The organism is Seonamhaeicola sp. ML3 (assembly GCF_023273855.1).
GTDB lineage: Bacteria > Bacteroidota > Bacteroidia > Flavobacteriales > Flavobacteriaceae > Seonamhaeicola.
The window spans coordinates 54767-76854 of record NZ_CP096884.1 but is presented as its reverse complement, the minus strand read 5'-3'; the positions used below and the strand labels follow the sequence as shown (position 1 = coordinate 76854).

General features: G+C 31.3%; 20 protein-coding genes. 18 read left to right on the top strand and 2 right to left on the bottom strand.

Annotated features, from left to right (window positions below; all coding sequences use genetic code 11):
- Positions 1–8 precede the first annotated feature (8 nt).
- From M0214_RS00365 to M0214_RS00285, 17 genes are all read left to right on the top strand, one after another.
- A complete protein-coding gene (locus M0214_RS00365; protein ID WP_248723499.1) occupies positions 9–902 on the top strand; it encodes a glycosyltransferase family A protein in 894 nt (297 codons plus the stop codon).
- Positions 899–2104, top strand: coding sequence for a hypothetical protein (locus tag M0214_RS00360; protein WP_248723498.1), 1206 nt, complete (start codon positions 899–901; stop codon positions 2102–2104). Before M0214_RS00365 ends, M0214_RS00360 begins: the two co-directional genes overlap by 4 nt.
- A 54-nt stretch (positions 2105–2158) precedes the next feature.
- Positions 2159–3070 carry a glycosyltransferase family 2 protein gene (locus tag M0214_RS00355; RefSeq protein WP_248723497.1) on the top strand — a complete coding sequence of 304 codons (912 nt, stop codon included), beginning with the start codon at positions 2159–2161 and terminating at the stop codon, positions 3068–3070.
- A gap of 26 nt (positions 3071–3096) precedes the next feature.
- Positions 3097–3747 (top strand): methyltransferase domain-containing protein, encoded by a 651-nt coding sequence (locus M0214_RS00350; RefSeq protein WP_248723496.1) that lies wholly within the window; start codon positions 3097–3099, stop codon positions 3745–3747.
- 150 nt (positions 3748–3897) lie between these two features.
- On the top strand, positions 3898–4623 hold the full coding sequence (locus M0214_RS00345; protein ID WP_248723495.1) for an FkbM family methyltransferase: 726 nt from the start codon (positions 3898–3900) through the stop codon (positions 4621–4623).
- A 3-nt stretch (positions 4624–4626) separates the two neighbouring features.
- Positions 4627–5781: an acylneuraminate cytidylyltransferase gene (locus tag M0214_RS00340; RefSeq protein WP_248723494.1), complete on the top strand. Its 1155-nt coding sequence runs from the start codon at positions 4627–4629 to the stop codon at positions 5779–5781.
- A gap of 12 nt (positions 5782–5793) precedes the next feature.
- Positions 5794–6669, top strand: coding sequence for an N-acetylneuraminate synthase family protein (locus M0214_RS00335; protein WP_248723493.1), 876 nt, complete (start codon positions 5794–5796; stop codon positions 6667–6669).
- An 18-nt stretch (positions 6670–6687) separates the two neighbouring features.
- Positions 6688–8082, top strand: a complete 1395-nt coding sequence (locus M0214_RS00330; protein ID WP_248723492.1) for a CDP-glycerol glycerophosphotransferase family protein — start codon at positions 6688–6690, stop codon at positions 8080–8082.
- 21 nt (positions 8083–8103) lie between these two features.
- A complete protein-coding gene (locus tag M0214_RS00325; RefSeq protein ID WP_248723491.1) occupies positions 8104–9171 on the top strand; it encodes a glycosyltransferase family 4 protein in 1068 nt (355 codons plus the stop codon).
- Positions 9171–10313, top strand: coding sequence for a glycosyltransferase family 4 protein (locus tag M0214_RS00320; RefSeq protein WP_248723490.1), 1143 nt, complete (start codon positions 9171–9173; stop codon positions 10311–10313). The genes M0214_RS00325 and M0214_RS00320 overlap by 1 nt, the downstream gene beginning before the upstream one ends.
- Positions 10313–11848 carry a glycosyltransferase family 2 protein gene (locus M0214_RS00315; protein WP_248723489.1) on the top strand — a complete coding sequence of 512 codons (1536 nt, stop codon included), beginning with the start codon at positions 10313–10315 and terminating at the stop codon, positions 11846–11848. The genes M0214_RS00320 and M0214_RS00315 overlap by 1 nt, the downstream gene beginning before the upstream one ends.
- 1 nt (position 11849) lies before the next feature.
- Positions 11850–12851: a glycosyltransferase family 2 protein gene (locus M0214_RS00310; RefSeq protein ID WP_248723488.1), complete on the top strand. Its 1002-nt coding sequence runs from the start codon at positions 11850–11852 to the stop codon at positions 12849–12851.
- Positions 12848–13963 (top strand): glycosyltransferase family 4 protein, encoded by a 1116-nt coding sequence (locus M0214_RS00305; RefSeq protein ID WP_248723487.1) that lies wholly within the window; start codon positions 12848–12850, stop codon positions 13961–13963. Before M0214_RS00310 ends, M0214_RS00305 begins: the two co-directional genes overlap by 4 nt.
- Position 13964: 1 nt before the next feature.
- Complete coding sequence (locus M0214_RS00300) at positions 13965–15041, top strand: glycosyltransferase (RefSeq protein ID WP_248723486.1); 1077 nt, start codon at positions 13965–13967, stop codon at positions 15039–15041.
- 125 nt (positions 15042–15166) lie between these two features.
- Positions 15167–16399, top strand: a complete 1233-nt coding sequence (locus tag M0214_RS00295) for an O-antigen ligase (RefSeq protein ID WP_248723485.1) — start codon at positions 15167–15169, stop codon at positions 16397–16399.
- 14 nt (positions 16400–16413) lie between these two features.
- Positions 16414–17424 carry a glycosyltransferase family 4 protein gene (locus tag M0214_RS00290; RefSeq protein WP_248723484.1) on the top strand — a complete coding sequence of 337 codons (1011 nt, stop codon included), beginning with the start codon at positions 16414–16416 and terminating at the stop codon, positions 17422–17424.
- 50 nt (positions 17425–17474) lie between these two features.
- A complete protein-coding gene (locus tag M0214_RS00285; protein WP_248723483.1) occupies positions 17475–18866 on the top strand; it encodes a sugar transferase in 1392 nt (463 codons plus the stop codon).
- Positions 18867–18912: 46 nt separating this feature from the next.
- Here M0214_RS00285 and M0214_RS00280 read toward each other — a convergent pair whose 3' ends face one another.
- Positions 18913–20088 carry a DUF4105 domain-containing protein gene (locus M0214_RS00280; RefSeq protein ID WP_248723482.1) on the bottom strand — a complete coding sequence of 392 codons (1176 nt, stop codon included), beginning with the start codon at positions 20086–20088 and terminating at the stop codon, positions 18913–18915.
- Positions 20088–21074 carry a PorV/PorQ family protein gene (locus tag M0214_RS00275; RefSeq protein WP_248724981.1) on the bottom strand — a complete coding sequence of 329 codons (987 nt, stop codon included), beginning with the start codon at positions 21072–21074 and terminating at the stop codon, positions 20088–20090. Before M0214_RS00275 ends, M0214_RS00280 begins: the two co-directional genes overlap by 1 nt.
- 282 nt (positions 21075–21356) lie before the next feature.
- On the opposite strand from M0214_RS00275, the gene M0214_RS00270 reads away from it, so the two are divergent.
- Positions 21357–22085, top strand: a complete 729-nt coding sequence (locus M0214_RS00270) for a phosphatidylcholine/phosphatidylserine synthase (protein ID WP_248723481.1) — start codon at positions 21357–21359, stop codon at positions 22083–22085.
- Positions 22086–22088 lie beyond the last annotated feature (3 nt).

Sequence of the window (22088 nt, the reverse complement as noted above, 5' to 3'; positions counted from 1 at the left end):
GTATAATTATGTTGGCTATAGTTATTCCATATTACAAGCATGATTTCTTTGAGGAAACACTTATGTCTTTATCTCAACAAACAGATAAAAGGTTTCATGTTTATATTGGTGATGACGCTGGTCTGGAGCCACCAGATAAACTGCTAGAAAAGTATAAAGACCAATTTTCGTTTTCATATCATAGGTTTTCAGCAAATTTGGGTGGAAAATCATTGGTAAAGCAATGGGAGAGATGTTTAGAAATGGTTGAAGATGAAATATGGGTGCAAATATTAGGGGATGATGATACATTAGGAGCTAATTTTGTGTCTAGTTTTTATGAAAACTTAGATAGAGTAAAAAAAGAAGAGGCTTCGGTAATTAGGTTTGCCACCCAGGTAATTAATGAAAAGGGTGAAATAACTTCTAAGATATATCAACATCCACCATTAGAAAATGCTACAGATTTTTTGATTCGAAAATTTAAGGGAGGAACCAGAAGCTCTTTGAGCGAATATATTTTTAAAAAAGAAAAAATTGATAGTATTGGTTTTAAAGATTTTCCTTTGGCATGGTCTAGTGATACATTGGCAGTAGTTGAGTTTTCAAGTAATAATAATATTTTTACTATAAACAATGCTATTGTTTATTTTCGGATGAGTAATAAAAATATTTCAGGACAAGAAGACTCAGTAGAAAAAAATGAAGCTTGGTTTAAGTTTTATAGATATTTATTAATTGAATATGGGAGAGGATATCAAAAGGAGTTTGTTAATACTTTATTCAACAGGCTTGAAAAAGTGCAAATGAATAACAAGAAAACCCCTTCAAGGTGGGGAAAGTTATTTTGGTTATACCTATCCTTTAATAAATACTCGAGGTTTTTGTCATTATTTGTGAAAGTTAAAAAGAGTATTCAATGAAATTTTTGGTTTTAGTACAAGATTTAAGAGTTGTTGGAAGCAGTGCTGGAGTCGGTAGAAGATCTTTTTTAGCTAAACTAAGAAAAGCCTACCCTAATGCTGAGATAGATGTACAGTATTTTATACTTAAAGATACAGAAGATCACTTAGATTTATTACCCGTTAATAACATTGTAAAGAACATTGTAAACACTAAAAGACCAGGGTACATAACTTTTTTAAATAGATTTTATTGGAGGTTATTACACGAGTCTTTAAATGAACGTTATGTTCAAAATCAATATGCAAAAATTATAGCAAATATAAATTATGAAAAGTATGACCATATTCTTGTGACTAGCTCTGGTTTAGAACATGAAACTATTTTGGCTACTCATAATCTACCTATTTTAAGAAAAGCAATACTGGTTTTTCATGACCCTTATCCTTTAGCTTGGTATGTTGGTTATAACAAAAAGCCCTCAAAATTAGATTTGTTTAGGTTAAAGCGAATGATAGAGGTTGTGAATCAGGCAAAAACCTGTGCAACTACGGCAAATTATATGTCTCATGATTTACAAAATTTGTATGCCTCAAAAAAGAAGTTTTATACGTTACCACATCAATTTGATGTATCTGTTTTTAATTTGTCTGATACGGAACAAGTAGTTAAGAAATCGAAAAAAATAAGTATATCATATAGCGGAGCATTAATGTTTGGTAGGAATCCTGAAAATATGTTACAGGCTTATGGCAGTTTATTAAGCGATAACTCAAATTATAAAGAACAGACAGAATTTGTGCTAAGAGTAAAAGGAGATGGTGCGAAACAACTGATGGATAAGTATAAAGATCATGAAAATATTAAGATTTATGATACTTTAGATTTTTCAAACTCATATAATGAGCAGGTTTATGAAAGGGATATTTTGGTGATTTTAGAGAATGGCCCTGTATACTGTAATATTTTGGTTGGTAAGGCTTCTTTTATAGCATCATGTAACAAACCAGTGCTGTGTATATCTCCAGAAAAGAGTGAATTGAGAAGTGTTATTTCAGACAAGAAATATGTTGCAAATATGAATGATGTATCAGAAATAAAATCTAAACTTAAAGAACTTATCGATGCTCGTTTAAAGTCGAATGAACCTGTATATCCTTTTGGTAATTATTTTAGCGATAAAAACTTTAAATTAATGCTAGACAGTATTTTATATGATTAAAAAGATTAGCCTTATTTGAACAATTACATATGCTCTCTCTTATAAAGGTATGATATGAAATTAAAAGAACCCCAATTCTCAATATTAATAACAACAAAAAATCGGCTTCCTGATTTAAAAAAGACCTTAGAACATCTTTCTGATTTTGTTCAAGATGATGATATTGAGTTTATTATTTGTGATGATGGTTCTTCAGACGGAACATCTAATTTCATTAAATCCAATTATAACTGCATTCAATTAATTGTTAATGATAAAAGTAAAGGGTTGATACATAGCAGGAACAGATTGCTTAATTTAACCAAAGCAAAATATGCCATAACTTTAGATGATGATGCTCATTTAGTTTCTCAAGATACACTAGAGTATATAGAAAATTATTTTAGCACAAATAAGAAATGTGCTGTAATGGCATTCAGAATTTTTTGGGGTAAAGTATTGCCTGAAAAATTAAATTACTTTCAGGATATTTCTAGGGTTAAAGGTTTTGTAGGTTGTGGTCATGCGTGGAGATTGGAAGCTTGGAAAGATATACCTAACTATCCAGACTGGTTTGTGTTTTATGGTGAAGAAGATTTTGCATCATATCAATTGTTTAAGAAAGATTGGGAAGTACATTATACTCCAAACGTTTTAGTGCATCATAGGGTAGACGTAAAAAGTAGAAAAACCCATAAAGACTATCAAATTAGACTAAGACGTTCATTAAGATCGGGTTGGTATCTGTATATTTTGTTTTATCCATTTAATCAAATTCCAAAACGGTTTGTTTATACGCTATGGATTCAAATCAAAACAAAAGTATTTAAAGGAGATACGAAAGCTCTTTTAGCAATTTTACAAGCATTAGGAGATATTATAATTAACTCACCACGTTTAGTGAAGAGTGTTAATAGATTGTCAAAAAAAGAATTTAATGATTACTCAAGGCTTCCAGAAACTGTGTTATATTGGAATCCAAAATAAGCTTAGTGTTATATAATCAAACAGTTGTGAAAGAGAACGTTAAAATTTATAAAAATAGAGGAGAGTTTGCTAAAGCCATGCTTAAAAAATATATTTCGCAATCCCCTAATAAAATAGTTAGTGATATTGGGGCTGGTTATGGACATATGCAAGAACATGTAGAAGAACTTAAAGCAAAATGGCAACCTTTTGATTATGTTAGGAAAATTGATGAAGCAACAATTTGGAATTTAAATATTCCGGCGCCAAAACAATCTGAAAAGGCCGGTATGGTAGTTTTTCTAGAGGTGTTAGAGCATTTAGATAATCCACTTTTAGGGCTACAAAATATTTCAAACCATATGATGCAAAATGGAATTCTAATATTAACCACACCAAACCCGCAATCTAGTAAAAATACCTTAAGTTTGTTTATAAGGGGTAGTCTTTATGCCTTTCAGGAAAAGCATCTTAAAGAAAACCATGTTTTTACCCCATGGAAACATGTGGTATATGAGTTTTTAGAAAGGACAGGCTTTGAGATTATTGAATATGCCATTGTTGATATTCAATATAAAAAAGACAAAAGAGCATCAATAAAAGATTGGTTAAAGGCTAGAGCAGAATCTCTAATAGAATTAAGAAATCCATTAGCTAGGGGTATGAGTTATGGATTGGTTGCAAGAAAAACTAAGTAAAGGTGATGCTTTTTAAATTTGAATAAAATTTATGTCCTTTTGAGGTTCTGAAAAGTAGAGTAAGGATATTTTATGTTGTTAAAACGGAAATATAACTCTAAGTTAAGTTTAGATAACGTCTGAGAGACAAAAGTTAAATTCGTTGTTATTATGAAAAAGGTAAAACAAGGTTTGAAAAAATACCTATTAAAAAGAGGTTATCTTGTTTCTAAAATCAGTGAGCATTCATTACAAAACCTAAACTCTTTTTCTGCATGTAAGAGTCAAATAAAAGAAACTACGCCTGTAATTTTTGATATTGGTATGAATCATGGGCAAACCTTGAATAAAATTAAAGATATATTTCCTGATTCAATTATCCATGGTTTTGAGGCAAGTAAATATTGTTACAACCAATTAGAAAAGGATTTTGGTAAAGAACCAAATATCATGCTTAATAATATGGGAGTGGCAGAGAAAGAGGGTGAATTAAAATTTAACGAATATTCTTGGGATGCTATCAATTCTTTTTTAAACAGAGCTTATGGTAAAGCAAGCCTAAAAGAAACTTACAATGTAAAAGTTATTAGTATCGATTCTTATTGTGGTAAGAATAAAGTTGATAAAATCCATATTTTAAAAAGTGATGCTGAAGGTTTTGAGTTAAAAATTTTGAAAGGAGCAAAAAGCATGTTAATGCAAAATAAAATTCAGTTTATTTTTTTAGAACTCCTTTTCGATAAAAACTTTATAGGGCAACCCTCGGTAGGCGAAATTTTATCTTACCTAGAATCATTGGGTTTTTCTTTAGTTAGATTTTACGACTTCACTATAACAGAAAATGGTTTAGCATCAAAAACCGACGCTTTATTTATAAATAAAAGTTTTAACGAATAATTTATGAAAACAATTGGATGTATCCCACTGCGTAAAGGGTCGAAAAGTATTAAAAATAAGAACAAGAAGAAATTGGTTGGTAGGTCATTGTTTTCTTGGGTTTTAAAAGAAGCTATTTTTTCAAGTCTTGATGAAGTTTTTGTTTTTACTGATGATCCTGAAATAATAAAATTTGTCGATAATCAGTATAATTGGACAAACAAAGTAAAGGCAATTTTAAGAGGAGAAGAAAACGCCAGTGATAAAGCATCAACTGAAAGTGCCCTAATAGAGTTTTGCGAAGAAACACAATATGATTTTCAGGTTCTATGCCTGTTACAGGCAACGTCCCCGTTAACTACTTCATCAGATATAAACAATACTCTAGATTTAGTTTTAAATGAAGATTATGATTCGGCTTTAACGGTGGTTAATACACATCGATTTGTGTGGAATGAAGATGGGAAACCTTTAAATTATGATGTGTTTAACAGACCACGTAGACAAGATTTTGAAGGTTTACTTATTGAAAATGGTGCTGTATATGCTACTACCAAAGAGGCATTTATAAATTCTAAGAATAGAGTAAGCGGAAACATAGGTTTAGTTAAAATGCCAGAAGAAACTTTATATGAGATAGATAATGAAACAGATTGGTCTATAATAGAGAGTTTGTTAATTAACCGATTGAAAAAGCAAAAGGAAACAAAAAAAATTACGCATTTTGTATTAGATGTAGATGGCGTATTTACAGATGGAACAGTGCTTTACTCTAAAGATGGAGAATTTGCTAAACAGTTCGACATGAGAGATGGTATGGGATTAGAAATTTTAAGAGATAATAGTATTGAAGTATTGGTAATGACATCAGAGAATTCAGAATTGGTTAAACAAAGAATGAAAAAATTGAAAATTGATAATACCTTTTTAGGGGTTAAAGATAAATATGCATTGTTACAACACTTTATGTCTGATAAGCATATAAACATAGGTAATATCGCCTATATGGGTGATGATGTAAATGATTTAGCAAACATGTGCAGTGTAGGTTGGTCTTTAACGCCTAATAATGCAGTTAATATAGTTAAACATAATGCAGATGTTGTTTTATCAAAAGAATCTTTAGGAGCTATTAGAGAAGCCTGTACTTTTATTTTAAATTATAATAAAAGATTTTAACTAAGTTTATTTATGAAAAAGTATAATGAACCTTTCGTAATTGCCGAAATAGGATGTAATCATAAGGGTGATATTCAAATAGCTAAAGAATTAATTAAGGTTGCGAAGATATTTTGTAACGTAAATGCTGTAAAGTTTCAAAAAAGAAATAATAAAGAACTTTTAACAGAAGAACAATACAACAAACCACATCCAAACCCATCAAACTCTTATGGAGAAACGTATGGATTACATAGAGAATATTTAGAGTTTAGTTTAGAGGATCATACTTTGCTAAAGGCGTATTGTGAAGAAATTGGGGTTATATATTCTACTTCAGTTTGGGATTTAACCTCTGCTAAAGAAATAGCATCATTAAATCCATTATTTTTAAAAATTCCATCGGCATGTAACAATAATTTTGAATTATTAGAATGGTTATGTGATAATTATACCGGAGAAATCCATGTATCAACAGGCATGACAACTAAAGGAGAAATAGATGAAATTGTGAATCTATTCACAAATAAAAGAAGAAACAAAGATTTAGTGTTATATAATTGTACATCAGGTTACCCAGTACCTTTTGAAGATGTTTGTTTGTTGGATATTGAGTTATTGCTTGAAAACTATAGAGATAAGTTGAAGTATATCGGGTTCTCAGGTCACCATTTAGGTATTGCAGTTGATATAGCTGCATATACATTGGGAACCAATATTATCGAACGCCATTATACACTAGATAGAACCTGGAAAGGTACAGACCATGCTGCCTCATTAGAACCTATGGGATTAAGAAAATTAACTAGAGATTTAAAAGCAGTATATAAAGCCTTAAACTATAAAAGTGTGGATGTCTTACCAATTGAAAAAATGCAGAGAGACAAACTAAAGTATAAGAAAAATTAATTGTTTTTTTAACTATTTATGTGTGCTAAAAAAGTATTTGTACTTCTTCCAGATGGTGGTGGTTTAAGAAATTTTGTATTTTCTTCATTTAATAGAATAGGTAATGAAATGGGATATGATATTACCTATTGGAGTAGCTGTGCTTTTCCAATAAAAGAAACATTTAATTATAATGAACTAAAAATAGAAAGCAGTTCTATTCATCCATTAACACATATTTACTCAAGAGCTAGAAAACGTATTGAGTTAAATATATCTAGAAAAGATTTTAAGGATGAAGTTTATGACTCTTATAAGTTTCCTCTGAATTTTAAAGGCTTAAAAAATACATTAAAAAGTTTATTCATATTGTTTCTAATAACTTTATTTGGTTCTAAAAGAGGATTAGAAAGGCTTAAGAGAAAAGTTGAAAGGTTTGAGCGTAAAAATAACAAGTACCATCTATGTAAACAACAATTACAAGAGCATAAACCTGATATTGTTTTTTGTACTAATCAAAGAAATACACAAGCATTAAGTGCATTACTTGCTGCCAAAGATTTGGGTATAAAAACAATCTGTTTTGTTCAGTCATGGGATAATGTTCCTAAAGCAATGCAAGTTTTAGAGACAGATTATTATTTTGTTTGGAGTGACTTAATGAAGGAGGAAGTATTAAAGTATTACCCTTTTATTGAAGAGAAACAAGTTATAGTTACAGGAACTCCTCAATTTGAGATGCATTACAATAAAAACCTAAAACAATCTAGGGAAACTTTTTTTAGAAATAATAATTTAGATGTTAATACTAAGTACATATGTTTTTCTGGAGATGATAGAACAACATCTCCTTTAGATCAACATTATTTAGAAGATCTTGCAAAAGCGGTAAAAAGCTTAAATACAAAAGGTAACCAATTAGGGATAATTTATAGAAAGTGCCCTTTTGATATATCTGATAGATACAATGATGTGCTTGAAAAAAATAAGGATGTAATAAGGGTGTTAAACCCTTTTTGGAATCAAATTGATAATAGAGGTGATATGCTGCCCACCATAGATGATTCAGAAATGCTTTACAACGTTTGTGAGCATAGCGAGTTTGTAACCAACGTATGCTCTTCAACTGTTTTTGATTTTGTAGCCCATAATAAACCCTGCATATATTACAACTATGAGCAGCCACAGTTAAAAAAAGGAATTAGAGACATTGGGCAAAATTACAAATATGTTCATTTTAGGTCAATGCCTACAAAAGAAGCAGTTGTTTTTTGTACAAATAAAACCCAATTAGAATCTTTGGTTTTAGAGGTTCTAAGCGGTAAAATATCTAATGTTGAAGATGCTTTAAAGTGGTACAAAATTGTTGTGGGAAAAACACCAACACAATCATCAAAAAACATGTGGGTAGCATTAAGTGCTATTATAAATTGAAACAATTGATAATTTATTAAAATGACTCAAAGAATAGCTGTAATTTGTAACTATGAGCTTCTAGAGGATCGAGTTGGAGGAATGGACTATTTCTTTTGGGTTTTTGATAAAAAATGCAAAGAGAATAATATTGATGTTCGCTGGTTCTTTCCAAACTATTCCAATCATGGTAGATATTCAGACTTTCATATTGTTGCTTCCGGATCTGATGTGTCCTTTGAAATTTCGGTTATTAATAAAATTGAAAATACATATGATTTAGTCTTTACTCATTTTGTTGAGCTTTGTACATCGTTTTATTGCAAGCTTAAAGAGAAAACCGGTGCTAAAATTGTTGCAATAGACCATAATCCAAGACCATTAAGAGGTTATCCTTTAAAAAAGAAATTAAAAAAGAGAATTAAAGGTTTTTTATATTCAAAATGTATAGACCAGTTTATTGGTGTTTCACAATATACTGCAACTGAAGTTTTAAAAGATTTTGGAAATCATTTAAACTCTAAAACTTCTGTTATTTATAATGGAATTATTATTAATCAAATTAGATTTAATTCTAATAGAAAAGAAAAGTTTCCAAAGTTTGTGGTGGCATCGCATCTAAGAGAATCAAAAGGTGTTCAAGATTTAATAGAGGCTGTAAAAGGGTTGCCCGATTTTGTTAGAGATAAATTAATAATAGATTTATATGGTGAAGGTCCATATGAAGATGAGCTTAAAGCTAAAGTGAACTTACTATCATTAAACAACGTATTTACTTTTAAAGGAAGCGTATCTAATCTAAATGAAATTTATCATCAATATGATTATATGTTACAACCTACACATATGGAGTGTTTTAGCTTATCAATTCTTGAAAGTTTAGCAGCAAATGTGCCAGTAATAACCACTAACGTTGGAGGGAATGAAGAGGTTGTAACTAATAATGAAAATGGATATATTTTTGAGCCTAGAGATACCAAGAAATTAAGAGAGATTATTGAGGCGATATTTTTAGGAGAAATTGGAATAAAAACGAATACAAGAACATTGATAGAAAGCAAATATTCAATAGATTTAATGGTAGTAAATTATATGAAATTGTTGGCATAATGAAGATAGCATTTTTAACGCCAGAATACCCTCATACTAAAACTGGTAAGTCTGGAGGCATTGGAACAAGTATTTTTAATTTAGCCGCTGCATTGACTGATTTAAGACATCAAGTTACTTTACTAATTTATGGTCAAGATAAAGATGAGTCTTTCAAAGAAAACAATATTAGTTTTTATAAAATTAAAAATATTAAAATTAAAGGGCTATCACTTATTTTAACTCAAAAGAAGGTTGAACAATTAATAAACTCATTATATAAATCTGGTGAAATTGATATTGTTGAAGCTCCAGATTGGACGGGATTTACGTCTTTTATAAAACCACAATGTCCCTTAGTTATAAGGCAAAATGGAAGTGACACCTATTTTTGTTATTTAGATAGCCGTAAGGTTAAATACAAAAATAAGTTCTTAGAAAAAAGAGCTTTAAAAAATGCAAGTGGTGTTATTAGCGTAAGTGCATTTACGGGAAATTTAACGAATGAACTATTCGGGCTTGAAAGAGATTTTACTGTAATCCCAAATAGTATTGATGCTGAATTGTTTAAACCACAAAAATCAATGAATACTAAATTGAGTATTCTTTATTTTGGTACCCTAATTAGAAAAAAAGGACTATTTGAATTACCCAAAATATTCAACTTAGTAAATAAGGAAAATCAAGAGGTGGAATTAGTATTGGTTGGGAAAGATAGCGGAGATATAAAAACAGAATCTTCTTCAACGTGGAAGCTTATAAAGCCTTTATTTAGTAAAGAAGCTATTGCAAAAGTTAATTATCTTGGTCCAGTAAGTTATTCCAAAATTCAGGATTTAATAAAAGAAGCAACGGTTTGTGTGTTTCCTACTTTTGCCGAAGCACTTCCTGTATCATGGTTAGAAGCTATGGCTATGGAGAAAGCTATAGTGGCATCAAATATTGGGTGGGCAAGAGAAATGATTGATGATGGGAAAGAGGGGTTTTTAGTACATCCAACAAATCATGAGAATTATTCGAGTAGGATATTAGAACTTTTGTATGATGTCACGAAACAAGAACAGTTTGGAAAAGCTGCAAGAGAGAAAGTTAGAAGTAGGTTCAACCATAATTTGGTTGCAAAGCGTTCTATTGAATTTTATAAAAAAGTATTAGAGGTTTAATGGAATTTAAAGAACATATAACACCAAACGGAGAAGCTATTCTTTATAAAGGAAACCCTAATTTAATCTTGCTTGATGAACTTTCATTAGGTGAAGGAGATGTGTGGCATAGTAGTTTAGACCAAGGTTATAAAAATGCTTTTCCAGAAATAGTTTACCAAACCGTAGTGTATTTCTGGTATGCCAATGATTTTGATAATCTTGACCATTGTGTAAGCTGGAGAATAAACCCCAAAGCCTTTGCCATTAGAAAACATGTTTGGGAAACTTTCAAAGGGTTTGATCTTGATTATGAAAATATTCAAACATCTGCTATGGATTTAGGGTTTAATTCATTGCGTTATCAAGGTGCTATTCCGTTATATGTAAAAGGTCTGTTTGAATCATCTAAAGAAAATATAAAAATATCGACAAAAGATATTTATACATTTTATAAAAAAAACTTCAAAAAATCTCATAGTATTTATATGCTTTTTAGACGTGGATTTTGGAAGTTAAAGGAAATTAGCGGATACAGATTTGCCAATAGTAATTATAAGTTTAAGAGTAAAAAAGTACAATTAAAACCTAGAAAAATTAATCCAATTGAAGGTACTCCAAAAGTTAGTTACATTATACCAACCATGTTGCGTCAGGAGTTTACTTTAAATCTGTTGAATGATTTAGAAAATCAAACTTATAAACCGTTTGAAGTTGTAGTTGTTGATGCAACTCCTAAAGATAAAAGAGATGAGTCTTTATATAATGATGAAAACTATTCTTTCAATGTAGTTTTTAAATGGCAAACCACAAAAGGAAGTTGTAGGGCAAGAAATGAGGCCATAGAATTATGTAGTGGAGATTACATTGTTTTTGGAGATGACGATATAAGAATTCAACCTGAGTTTATTGAAAATCACATAAGGTTATTACAAACGTACAAAGCTAAAGCCTGTAATGGTTTGGATATTAGAGCAGATTATCAGGAGCAAGATTTAACCGATTTAGATTTTAAATTGAAAGAATTAGGCGATGAACGTTGGAAGGTTGGGGCTGCTCAATCATTTAGTAATGCTAATTCTTGCGTATCTAAAGATGTGGTTGATAAGTTAATTGGAAATGATATAAATTATGATGGAGGTTATGGTGAAGATAGTGATTTTGGTTTATCGATTACAAAATTAGGAGTAACGGTATTGCATAATCCTTTTTCCGTTAATTTACATTTAAAACCACCAATTGGAGGTTATAGGTTTTGGGGAACGCAATCTAGAATTAAGGGAAAGAAAAGGAAAAAACAACCATGGGAATTAGATACTCCGGTTAAACGTATTGTACCAGTGCCAAGTCCAACAATCATGTATCAATTTTTCAAACATTATACAGTAAAGCAACGAAGAGAGTACAAAATAAAGTATTTTGTATTCTATTTTTCTAAAGCTCCAAAGGTTGAATTGTTGTTGAGATTAATTAAACTCCCTAAAAGATTATTACAGTTTAATAAATCTGTTTTTTATGCTAAGAAATTATTGGCTTTAGGAAAGCGAACTGAATAATATGAGGTTTTCACTTATTATATGCACATACTTGAGACCAAAAGTTTTGCTGAAATTGTTGGGTTCTGTTAATTTACAAACTTTATATCCAAATGAAATTTTAATTGTTGATGGCTCTATAAATGATGATACTAAACTAGAATTAGAAACACACAAATTTAAAAATTTAAAATATTTCAAGGTAGAGGATAGATATAGAGGACTGACAAAACAACGTAATTACGGTATTAGTTTGGTTTCGAAGACAACAGAAATCATTTGTTTTTTAGATGATGATACCGTGTTAAGGCCTGATTATTTTGAAGTTTTGCTATCAACCTATGATAAAAAATTAGATGCTTTGGCGGTTGGGGGTTATGTAACAAATGAAGTAGTTTGGGAGCAATCAGAAGGTAAAAACGATAAGTCAAAATTTTATTTTGATGATTTTATACGTAATGAACCTTCAAGGTTTAAAATCAGACGCTTTTTGGGGTTGCTGCCTGATGTTGCTCCTGGTTTTATGCCTAGTTTTTCTCATGGGCGTTCGGTTAGTTTTTTGCCGCCAACTGGGAAAATTTACCAAGTTGAACAGTTAATGGGTGGTGTTTCAAGTTTCAAAAGGGAAGTTTTTGAAACTTTAAAGTTTTCGCCCTACTTTGAAGGATATGGTTTGTATGAAGATGCCGATTTTTCATTACGAATTGCGAAAAGAGGATTCTTGTATATTAATACTGGTGCCCAATTAGAACATCATCATGATGTTTCTGGAAGACCCGACCAGTTTAGTTATGGTAAAATGGTGCTAAGAAATGGCTGGTATGTTTGGAGGGTTAAGTATCCCTCACCAAATTTAAAATCAAGGCTGAAATGGAATGCTACTGCACTTATGTTAACCATAATAAGATTTACAAATGTATTTAATCGTAACCCGAAAAAAAGTAGTGAGGCTTTTACCGAAACTATTGGGCGTATAGTAGGCTGGTTTTCTTTGATTTTTAATAAGCCTAAGGTTGAATCATGAGTTTTTTAATAATTACACACGTTGTACATAAAAAAACAGGAAATGACTTTTATGGTTATGCGCCCTACGTAAGGGAGATGAATTTATGGTTTAAGCATGTAGACAATGTAACTGTAGTTGCTCCATTATGCAATGAAGAATTTTCTAATATAGATATAGCCTATGCACATAAAAATTTAACTTTTGTAAAGATACCTGAAATTGCATTTATTTCTCTTAAAAAGGTTTTGAACTCAATTTTAAAACTACCATTAATTTTCCTTAAAATATTTCAAGCCTGTAGAAAAGCAGATCATATTCATTTGAGGTGTCCAGGAAACATTGGTTTGATAGGTTGTTTTGTTCAAATGTTATTTCCTTCTAAAATAAAAACGGCCAAATATGCTGGTAATTGGGACCCTAATTCCAAACAACCGCTAAGTTACAAGATTCAGAAACGTATTTTAAGCAATACTTTTTTAACAAAGAATATACATGTTTTAGTGTATGGCAGTTGGGAAAATCAGACCAAAAACATTAAATCCTTTTTCACAGCTACTTATTTTAAAAATGAGATAGAACCAATAAAAAAACGAGATTATTCCAACAATTTGAAGTTTGTTTTTATGGGTAGTCTTGTAGAGGGTAAACGACCGTTATTGACAATAAAAATAATTGAACTATTAAAAAGAGATGTTGAAAATGTTACGTTAGACTTCTATGGAGATGGAGTTTTAAAGAAACAGTTACAAGATTATATTGCTGATAACCAGTTGGATGAATTTATTACAATCCATGGTAACAAACAAAAGCGAGAAATAAAAGAAGCCTTGAAACAAGCTCATTTTTTGATTTTACCATCAAAGTCTGAAGGTTGGCCTAAAGTTATTGCAGAAGCCATGTTTTTTGGAGTTATCCCTATCTCTACCAGAGTATCTTGTGTGCCATTTATGTTAAATGAGGGAAAAAGAGGGATTCTAATTGAGCCCAATAAAGATATGGCTGTAAAGCGTATTATTAATTACCTAAATAGGGGTAACGATTTAAGTGAAATCTCCGTTTTGGCTGCACAATGGTCTCAGAATTATACTTTAGACGTATTTGAATCTGAAATAAAAAAACTTCTGAATTAATATGAAGGTACTTCAATTAGTGGATTCTTTGGATGTTGGAGGAACTGAACGAGTTGCGGTTAATACGGCTAATGCATTATCGAATAGAATTGATAAATCCTATTTATGCGCTACTCGGAAAGAAGGAATTTTAAAAGATAGTATTAGTGATAACGTTGAATACTTATTTCTTGATAAGAACAGAAGAATAGATTTTAAAGCTATCAAAAAATTAAAAACTTTTATCAGAGTCAATGAGATAGATTTGATTCATGCACATTCCAGTTCTTTCTTTTTGGCAGTTTTAATCAAGTTGCTTTACCCTAAAGTTAAAATTATTTGGCATGATCATTATGGTAACAGTGAGTTTATAAATCATAGAAAATCAGGGGTTTTACCTGTTACTTCCAGATTTTTTTCTCATGTTTTAAGTGTGAATACTAAACTAAAAGTCTGGGCAGAAACCAAACTTAACTGTAATTATATAGATTATCTACCGAATTTTGCATTACCTGATAACAATAAACCTGTTACAAGGTTGAGCGGGGAAGCTGGGATGAGAATTATTCACTTAGCGAATTTAAGACCCCAAAAGGATCATAAAACTTTGTTGAAGGCCTTTAAAGAAGTAATTAAAGTTTATCCTGATTGGACATTGCATTGTGTTGGTAAAGATTTTGAAGATGAGTACAGCAAATCTTTGAAATTTTTGGTAAGTGAATTGCAACTAAATAGCAGTGTGTATTTTTATGGTAGTAAACAGGATATATCAAATATCCTCAAAACATGTGATATTGGTGTTCTGTCTTCTAAATCAGAGGGCTTACCCATAGCTTTATTAGAATATGGTTTTGCAAAATTACCAGTCGTAGTAACTAATGTAGGCGATTGTATTAAGGTAGTCTCTTCTCTCAAAGAAGGATTACTTATAAATAAAGAGGATATTGGAGCCTTAAAGGAGGCTATAATTAAATATATTAGCGACAAAAGACTACGAACTCAAAATGCAATACGTTTGTTTGAAAAAGTTACTGAGAGTTATTCTGAAACTGCTGTAGTCAATAAATTAATAACTATATATAAACTTCACTTAAAATGAAGTTGTCTCTATATTTCAAACTTTTAATTTTTCATGGCTTATTGGGCTTTGCAGTTTTTATTGTGAAACCATTGGCTACTGTCTATTTTTTGTTTACAACTTTTTTCTGTCTTTACAAGGTGGTAATGGTTTCACAACAAAAAAAGACATTTTATGTACTATTGGCAAGTGCTTATGTGGTTGGAGCAGAAGTGTTCTTAAGAATGAATGGAGGGACTTTTTTTTATGAAGCTAGCAAATATCTAGTTATTCTATTTGTTTTGATTGGAATGTTTAGCGTTAGTTTTACCAGTAAAGCCTTAATATATGTTTTGTATGTTTTATTGTTGATACCAGCCATTTTTGTGGCAGTTTCAGATATGGGATTTGAGACAAACATCAGGAAGGCAATTGCCTTTAATTTAAGTGGTCCGGTATGTTTAGGGCTAGTATCTATATTTTGTTATCGAAGAAATATAACTTTCAATCAAATTAAAATAATCCTTTTGGGATTTTTGTTGCCATTGGTTAGTATGCTGGTGTTTTTATTTCTTTTTACGCCAGATATAAAATCTGTGGTTACAGGCACTGCCTCTAACTTTGCAGCTTCTGGAGGTTTTGGTCCAAATCAGGTAGCAACTGTTCTAGGACTGGGTATTTTTGTTTTGACTACTCGATTTTTTATGTCAAATGAAATTTTATTAACAAGGTTAATAGACTTGGGGATTCTTGGGCTAATGGGGTTTAGAGCTATTGTAACATTTAGTAGAGGAGGAGTGCTTACGGCAATCATAATGATTCTAGGGTTTTTACTGTTGTACTACTTAAAGGTTAATAGAAAAAAGAAACTAAGTATCAGGTTATCGATATTTGTTTTTTTAGGAGTTATTTTATTTACTTGGTTTGTGAGTTCTCTAGAAACGAGCGGATTTATTGATAAACGCTATGCTAATCAAGATGCCGCAGGAAGATCAAAGGAAGATGTTACTACAGGAAGGGCAGATCTATTAGCTTTTGAATTTAAAGAGTTTATAGATAATCCATTTTTAGGAATAGGTGTGGGAAAGGTTAAAGAAGTCCGTTATAACGAAACAGGAATTGAAGCTGCATCTCATAACGAAATGAGTAGAATTTTGGCAGAGCATGGCTTATTTGGGATTTTAGCTTTTTTGATTTTGTTAATTGCACCTTTGATACTGCGATTAAAAAATAAGACTAATATATTTTTCTATTCCTTTTATGCTTTTTGGTTACTAACTATAAATCATTCTGCCATGCGTATAGCTGCGCCTGCTTTTGTCTATGGGTTATGTTTATTGAATATTGTTTATGAGACTAAACCAAGAGGTGTAAAGCAGTTAGAACAAATAAGAGCTTAGATTTAAGACCATCGATGAAGAATCTACTTTACATAGGTAATAAGTTGAAACTGGCCAATAAAACGGTTACTACTATTGATACTTTGAGTGATAACTTTAAACAGGAAGGTCTTAACGTTATAACAGCATCGAGTAAAAAAAATATTGGTATCCGTTTACTGGATATGTTATATCATATTTATATTAACAGGAATACCTCAAATTATGTTTTAATAGATACTTACAGTACGTTGAACTTTTACTACGCTTATCTGTGTAGTCAGTTGTGTAGGATATTAAAAATTAAGTATATACCTGTTTTACATGGTGGTCAACTGCCAGATAGACTAAAAAAATCACCCAAGCTATCCAAAGCCATTTTCAAAAACGCTCATATTAATGTGGCACCATCGAAATACCTGATGTTCAATTTTGAGCAAGCCGGTTATAAAAATCTAGAATATATTCCCAATAGCATTGAACTTAAAAATTATACATTCAAACAAAGAAGTATTGATAAAGTAAAATTGTTATGGGTGCGTTCATTTTCAAATATTTATAATCCAAGTTTAGCTGTGCAAATCCTTAAAGCGTTAAATGATGAAGACATTAAGGCAGAACTTTGCATGGTTGGTCCTGATAACGATGGCAGTTTAAATGAAGTTAAAGATTTGGCTAGAGTACTTGATGTAGACCTAAAATTTACAGGTAAATTATCTAAAGAAGAATGGATAGAGCTTTCCAAGGAGTATAACATTTTCATTAATACGACCAACGTGGATAATACACCCGTAAGCGTTATCGAAGCCATGGCTTTGGGTTTGCCAGTAATTTCAACCGATGTTGGAGGTATGCCCTTTTTAATTAAGAATGGTGTTGACGGGTTATTGGTCAAACCTAATAGCGTCGAGGCTTTTCTCTTTGCAATTAAAACCCTCACGAACACACCAAGTAGTATAGAGGCAATGACAAATAATGCAAGACGAAAAGTAGAATTGTTTGATTGGGAAGTAGTCAAACATCAATGGTTTAAAATTTTGTCCTAAACTTCAGAGTCAGTTAAACTTATTATATTTATTGCAAAAGAGAAAGATTAATGCCCAAAACCAACATACACTTTAACATCTCAGAACGAAAGGTTTTGCTTCGTATTTTTGATGTACTAGTTGTGCTAGGTGTATTATATTTTGTTGGAAATACTTTTACTTTTGACTATTTTATTTTGACTAAAAATAATTGGCATTGGGCCATTGTTTTAGTCTTGTACATCTCTTTATTTGGTACTATTTTTGAGCTTTATGATTTACAAAAATCCAGTAAGTTAGATAGGATTTTAGCGAGTATCATACTTACAACTTCGGTAACGGTACTCTTTTATTTGTTAACACCTTTTTTTACACCTCTTCTTCCTGAAAATCGTTTGCAAATAGTGTTTTTTTATGTTTCTATACTAGTTGCATTATTTGTTTGGCGTTGGGCTTATATTACGTTAATTGTCTCTCCTAGATTTTACAGAAATGTTTTAATTGTTGGAGAAAATTCTAATATAGAAGCTATTGTAAAAGCTTTCAATACTGCAGATCCCAATTATAGAATTGTTGGTTTTATTAATTGTGAGAGAAACAGAAAAGAAAAAGTAAAGTTTAAAGATATTAAGGAATATAGTCCTAAAGAAATTTTTCATGTCATTAAAGACAGAAATATTTTGGAAATTGTGGTAGCAACTTATAATTCTGAAAATATCACTTCTAGTTTATATCGAGATTTAATAACGTTGTTAGAAGGTGGTTTTCCTATAAAAGAATATACTCAGGTATATGAAGAAATGACGCAACGGGTCCCCGTACAATTCGTAGGTAAGGATTTTTACAAATACTTCCCTTTTAGTAGGAGTAACCATAATAAAATGTACTTGTTCTTCAATCGTTTTTTTGATGTATTGGTATCTGTGATTGGATTGGTATCTGGATTGTTTTTTTTACCATTTATACTTTTAGGAAATGTTATAGCCAATAGAGGTCCGTTGTTATATACCCAGGAAAGAATAGGTAAAAACGGACATCTTTTTAAAATCATTAAGTATCGCACTATGATAAAAAATGCTGAAAAAGATGGTGTGAAATGGGCAAAAAAGAATGATGTACGTATTACACCATTTGGGAAATTTATGAGAAATACCAGGTTGGATGAAATCCCACAGTTTATTAATATTTTAAAAGGCGATATGAGTTTGATTGGTCCAAGGCCAGAACGTCCAGAATTTGTTAGGGAATTATCGCATCTGCTTCCTTTTTACGAAACTAGGCATATTGTTAAGCCCGGATTAACTGGTTGGGCCCAAGTAAAAACCAGATATGGGTCTTCAGTAGATGATAGTTTACTTAAGCTACAGTATGATCTATACTATATTAAAAGACGAGGTTTTTTTCTAGATATAAATATTTTAATCAAAACATTTAGTACCGTTATTTTTTTCAGAGGTCAGTAGGTTTCAGTATGCAGTTTTGATTTTCATCTTTAAAGGTTAAAATCCGTTATACGCTTTTGTTTGAAGAAAAGTGATTGACTAAATAAGCATATCTGACAAAAATAGCTATCATCAGAGGGATTAGAGCTATAGCAAACACTTGAACACCAATAATCCAATGTAATGTCATGAGGCATAGCATGATAACTAAAAACTTCAAGTATTTGACAAACCATTGTTTAGGCTTGCTTTTTAAAAGTTGCCCAATCATTATAATATTGAACGCAAACGCCCAAAGAAAGTTATAGTTTTGATGTGTTCCCTTGTGGTCTGTAGCAAACCAAAGTAAAAGAATAAGAATCCCGATTAGACCAGTTAGAGCAAACAATACAATATCCAACCAAATCGTTCTCTTTCGCTTTTTAAAGTCTTTGTAAGTAATATATAAAATGAAGAGCGAAACAATTCCTAAGATGAAAAGCGGACTACTAAAAACCGAATCCGACGGCTTTCTTGGTATTTGGGTAAAAATAGTGTTACTGTTTTTTACCAGAGCGGAACCATCTTTCTTGGTGGCTACTTCAAAGAACTTATAAATATTTTCGGGTAAAAACATATGTTCTTCGGGAGTCGCCTGTCGGTCTATAACAGATCCTAAAGCTATATCAATACCCAGGCTTCCCCAAGAATTCCTGTCCACATGATCGTAAATTAAATATCTAAAGGTTTTTGCTTCAAATTCTTCGGGATTATTATATGTGATGTTGTCTTCAGTAGCAATGTTTACAACATCTTTTATCCGAGTAGCGCAATTGTCAAAAAAGAACTCATATAAATATCTACGGTTTTCAGGTTTATAATTATTGGCTAAATAGTTACATAAATCTTGTTTTTCTTTTTGAGATAAGTTTAAAACATGTTCTTTTATCGTTCGGTTATAGTAAACATATCGTTGATAAAACCTGCTAAATTGATCTTTACTTAAAAGATAATTTAATTTTCCTTGGGCAAATTTTAAATAGAAGTTAGGTGCTTCAAAATCGTATTCTCCATAACCGTAAACTACATCCAAGTTGTTATTTGTATCTTTTACTCTAAACGCACTATGTCCAAAAGCATCATTTAAAGAACTTCCCGGTCCTACAGTTAACACACTAATTTCAGCGGAGTTGGATAGTGTTATGTCTTGTCCGTAAACAAAAGATGATATTATTAGAAAGAGTAGGAGTAATTGTTTTGCCATTATCTAAAAATACTAAAATCGAGTTTTAACGAAAACACATTAGAATATAGGGCTATACTTTGGTCACCAATATCGGTAAAAGCATAATCTATTTGAATGCCGTTGTATTTAAAACCAACTCCAAAGCTTGGTTGAAATGTAAGTTGTTCGGTATTATCAATTTGTAATTCATTCTGAAAATTCCCCATACCGGCTCGAAGGTAAACCATGTCGATATAACCAAATTCAAAACCAAGAGCAGGGTTAATACTGGCAAAAGACGTTGATATAACATCGTTATTTTCCTCAAATCTTACATTTAAGTTTGCTGCTGCAAGTAAGGTGTAATCGAAATTAAAATCGAATAATTTAGAGATACCTATTTGTAATTTTGGGATGGTAATTTCGGTACTTTCCGGAAGTTCCTGATTTTGACCTTCAACCGCATTTTTTATGGTATCGAATTCGGCTTCATCGATGGCCCAAGCGTTAAAAGTTGTGGTTATGTCTCTGGCCATAATTCCAAATTTCCAATTGTTCTTGGTTTCAAACTGAATTCCAGCATCTAAGCCAAATCCCCAAGACGATGCGAAATCGCCAATAACTCTACGGATGACCTTGGCATTAATTCCGTAATTTAAACCTTGAACAGGTAATTTTCTGGCATATGAAAAGGTGAGTCCGTAATCGGCTGTGGAAAAAAGACTTATTCTGTCATAGTTAATATTGCCTTGTTCGTCAATTAATTGTGTTGTGTTTAAAATATCATCTACAGCAAACCTTATTAAGGAAATACCTATGGCACTTGTGTTATCTAAAGGCATAGCAAACCCTGCATAATCGTAGTTGGCAATATTTGCAAAATAGCTTGAATGCATCAATGCCAATTGGTTGTCTTCCAGAGCTAAAAGTCCGGCGGGGTTCCAATAACCCGAATTGACGTCTGAGGTATGCGAGGTGACCGCTCCACTCATCCCTAAAGCAGCCGCATCTACACCAATATTCATGAACTCATTAGAGTATTTTCTGGTTGTTTGGCAGAAAGAGGATAGCGATATAATAAAAAATAAAGCAGTAGTTAAAACCTTCAATTGCAAATTTTTTACAAATATAACCCTATAAACTGTAAAATATAATAGTTATTGTTTAATCCTTGTATATCAGTAAAATTGTTTGTTATTTTGGATTTCTACCAAGAACCATTCTAGTATGAAGCTTTAAGGTGGAGATTATATTTTACAATAGAACTCGATAAAAAATCGAGGAATTCTTTTCAACTATATTTGTACATGAAGCGATACATTCCTAATGCTTTAACATTAATGAATCTTTTTAGTGGAAGTATTGCTGTAATTTTGGCTGTAAATGACAATCTTATTACTGCAGCTTTTTTTGTGTTTTTAGGTGTCTTTTTTGATTTTTTCGATGGTTTTGCTGCAAGGAAGTTAAATGTACAAAGTGATATTGGTTTACAACTGGATTCTTTGGCAGATGTGGTTACTAGTGGTTTGGTGCCTGGGGTAATTATGTATAAACTTTTTCAGTATGTAGAATTTGAAATTGGTAATTGGGATAATTCTCAAATTGAATTTGGTGTTACCCCGCTTTGTTGTTTTGGTTTGTTAATTACTTTAGCCTCAGCTTATCGTTTGGCAAAGTTCAACGTAGATACAGAGCAGCAAAACTTTTTTAAAGGCTTGCCAACACCAGCAAATACGCTATTGATAGTGTCTTTTCCATTAATACTGGAATTTCAAAATAACGATGTAATTAATGCTATTATTTTAAACAAATGGTTTTTAATAGGTGTAACAATTTTAAGTTGTTGGCTACTAAATTCTGGTATAAAGTTATTTGCATTAAAATTTAAGACGTGGGGATTTAAAGAGAATGCAACACGATATATTTTTGTAATGCTTTGCGCAGTTTTACTTATTGTATTAAAATTTGCCGCTATTCCAATAGTCATTTTATTGTATATCATCATGTCAGTAATAGATAATTTAACACCAAAATAAACC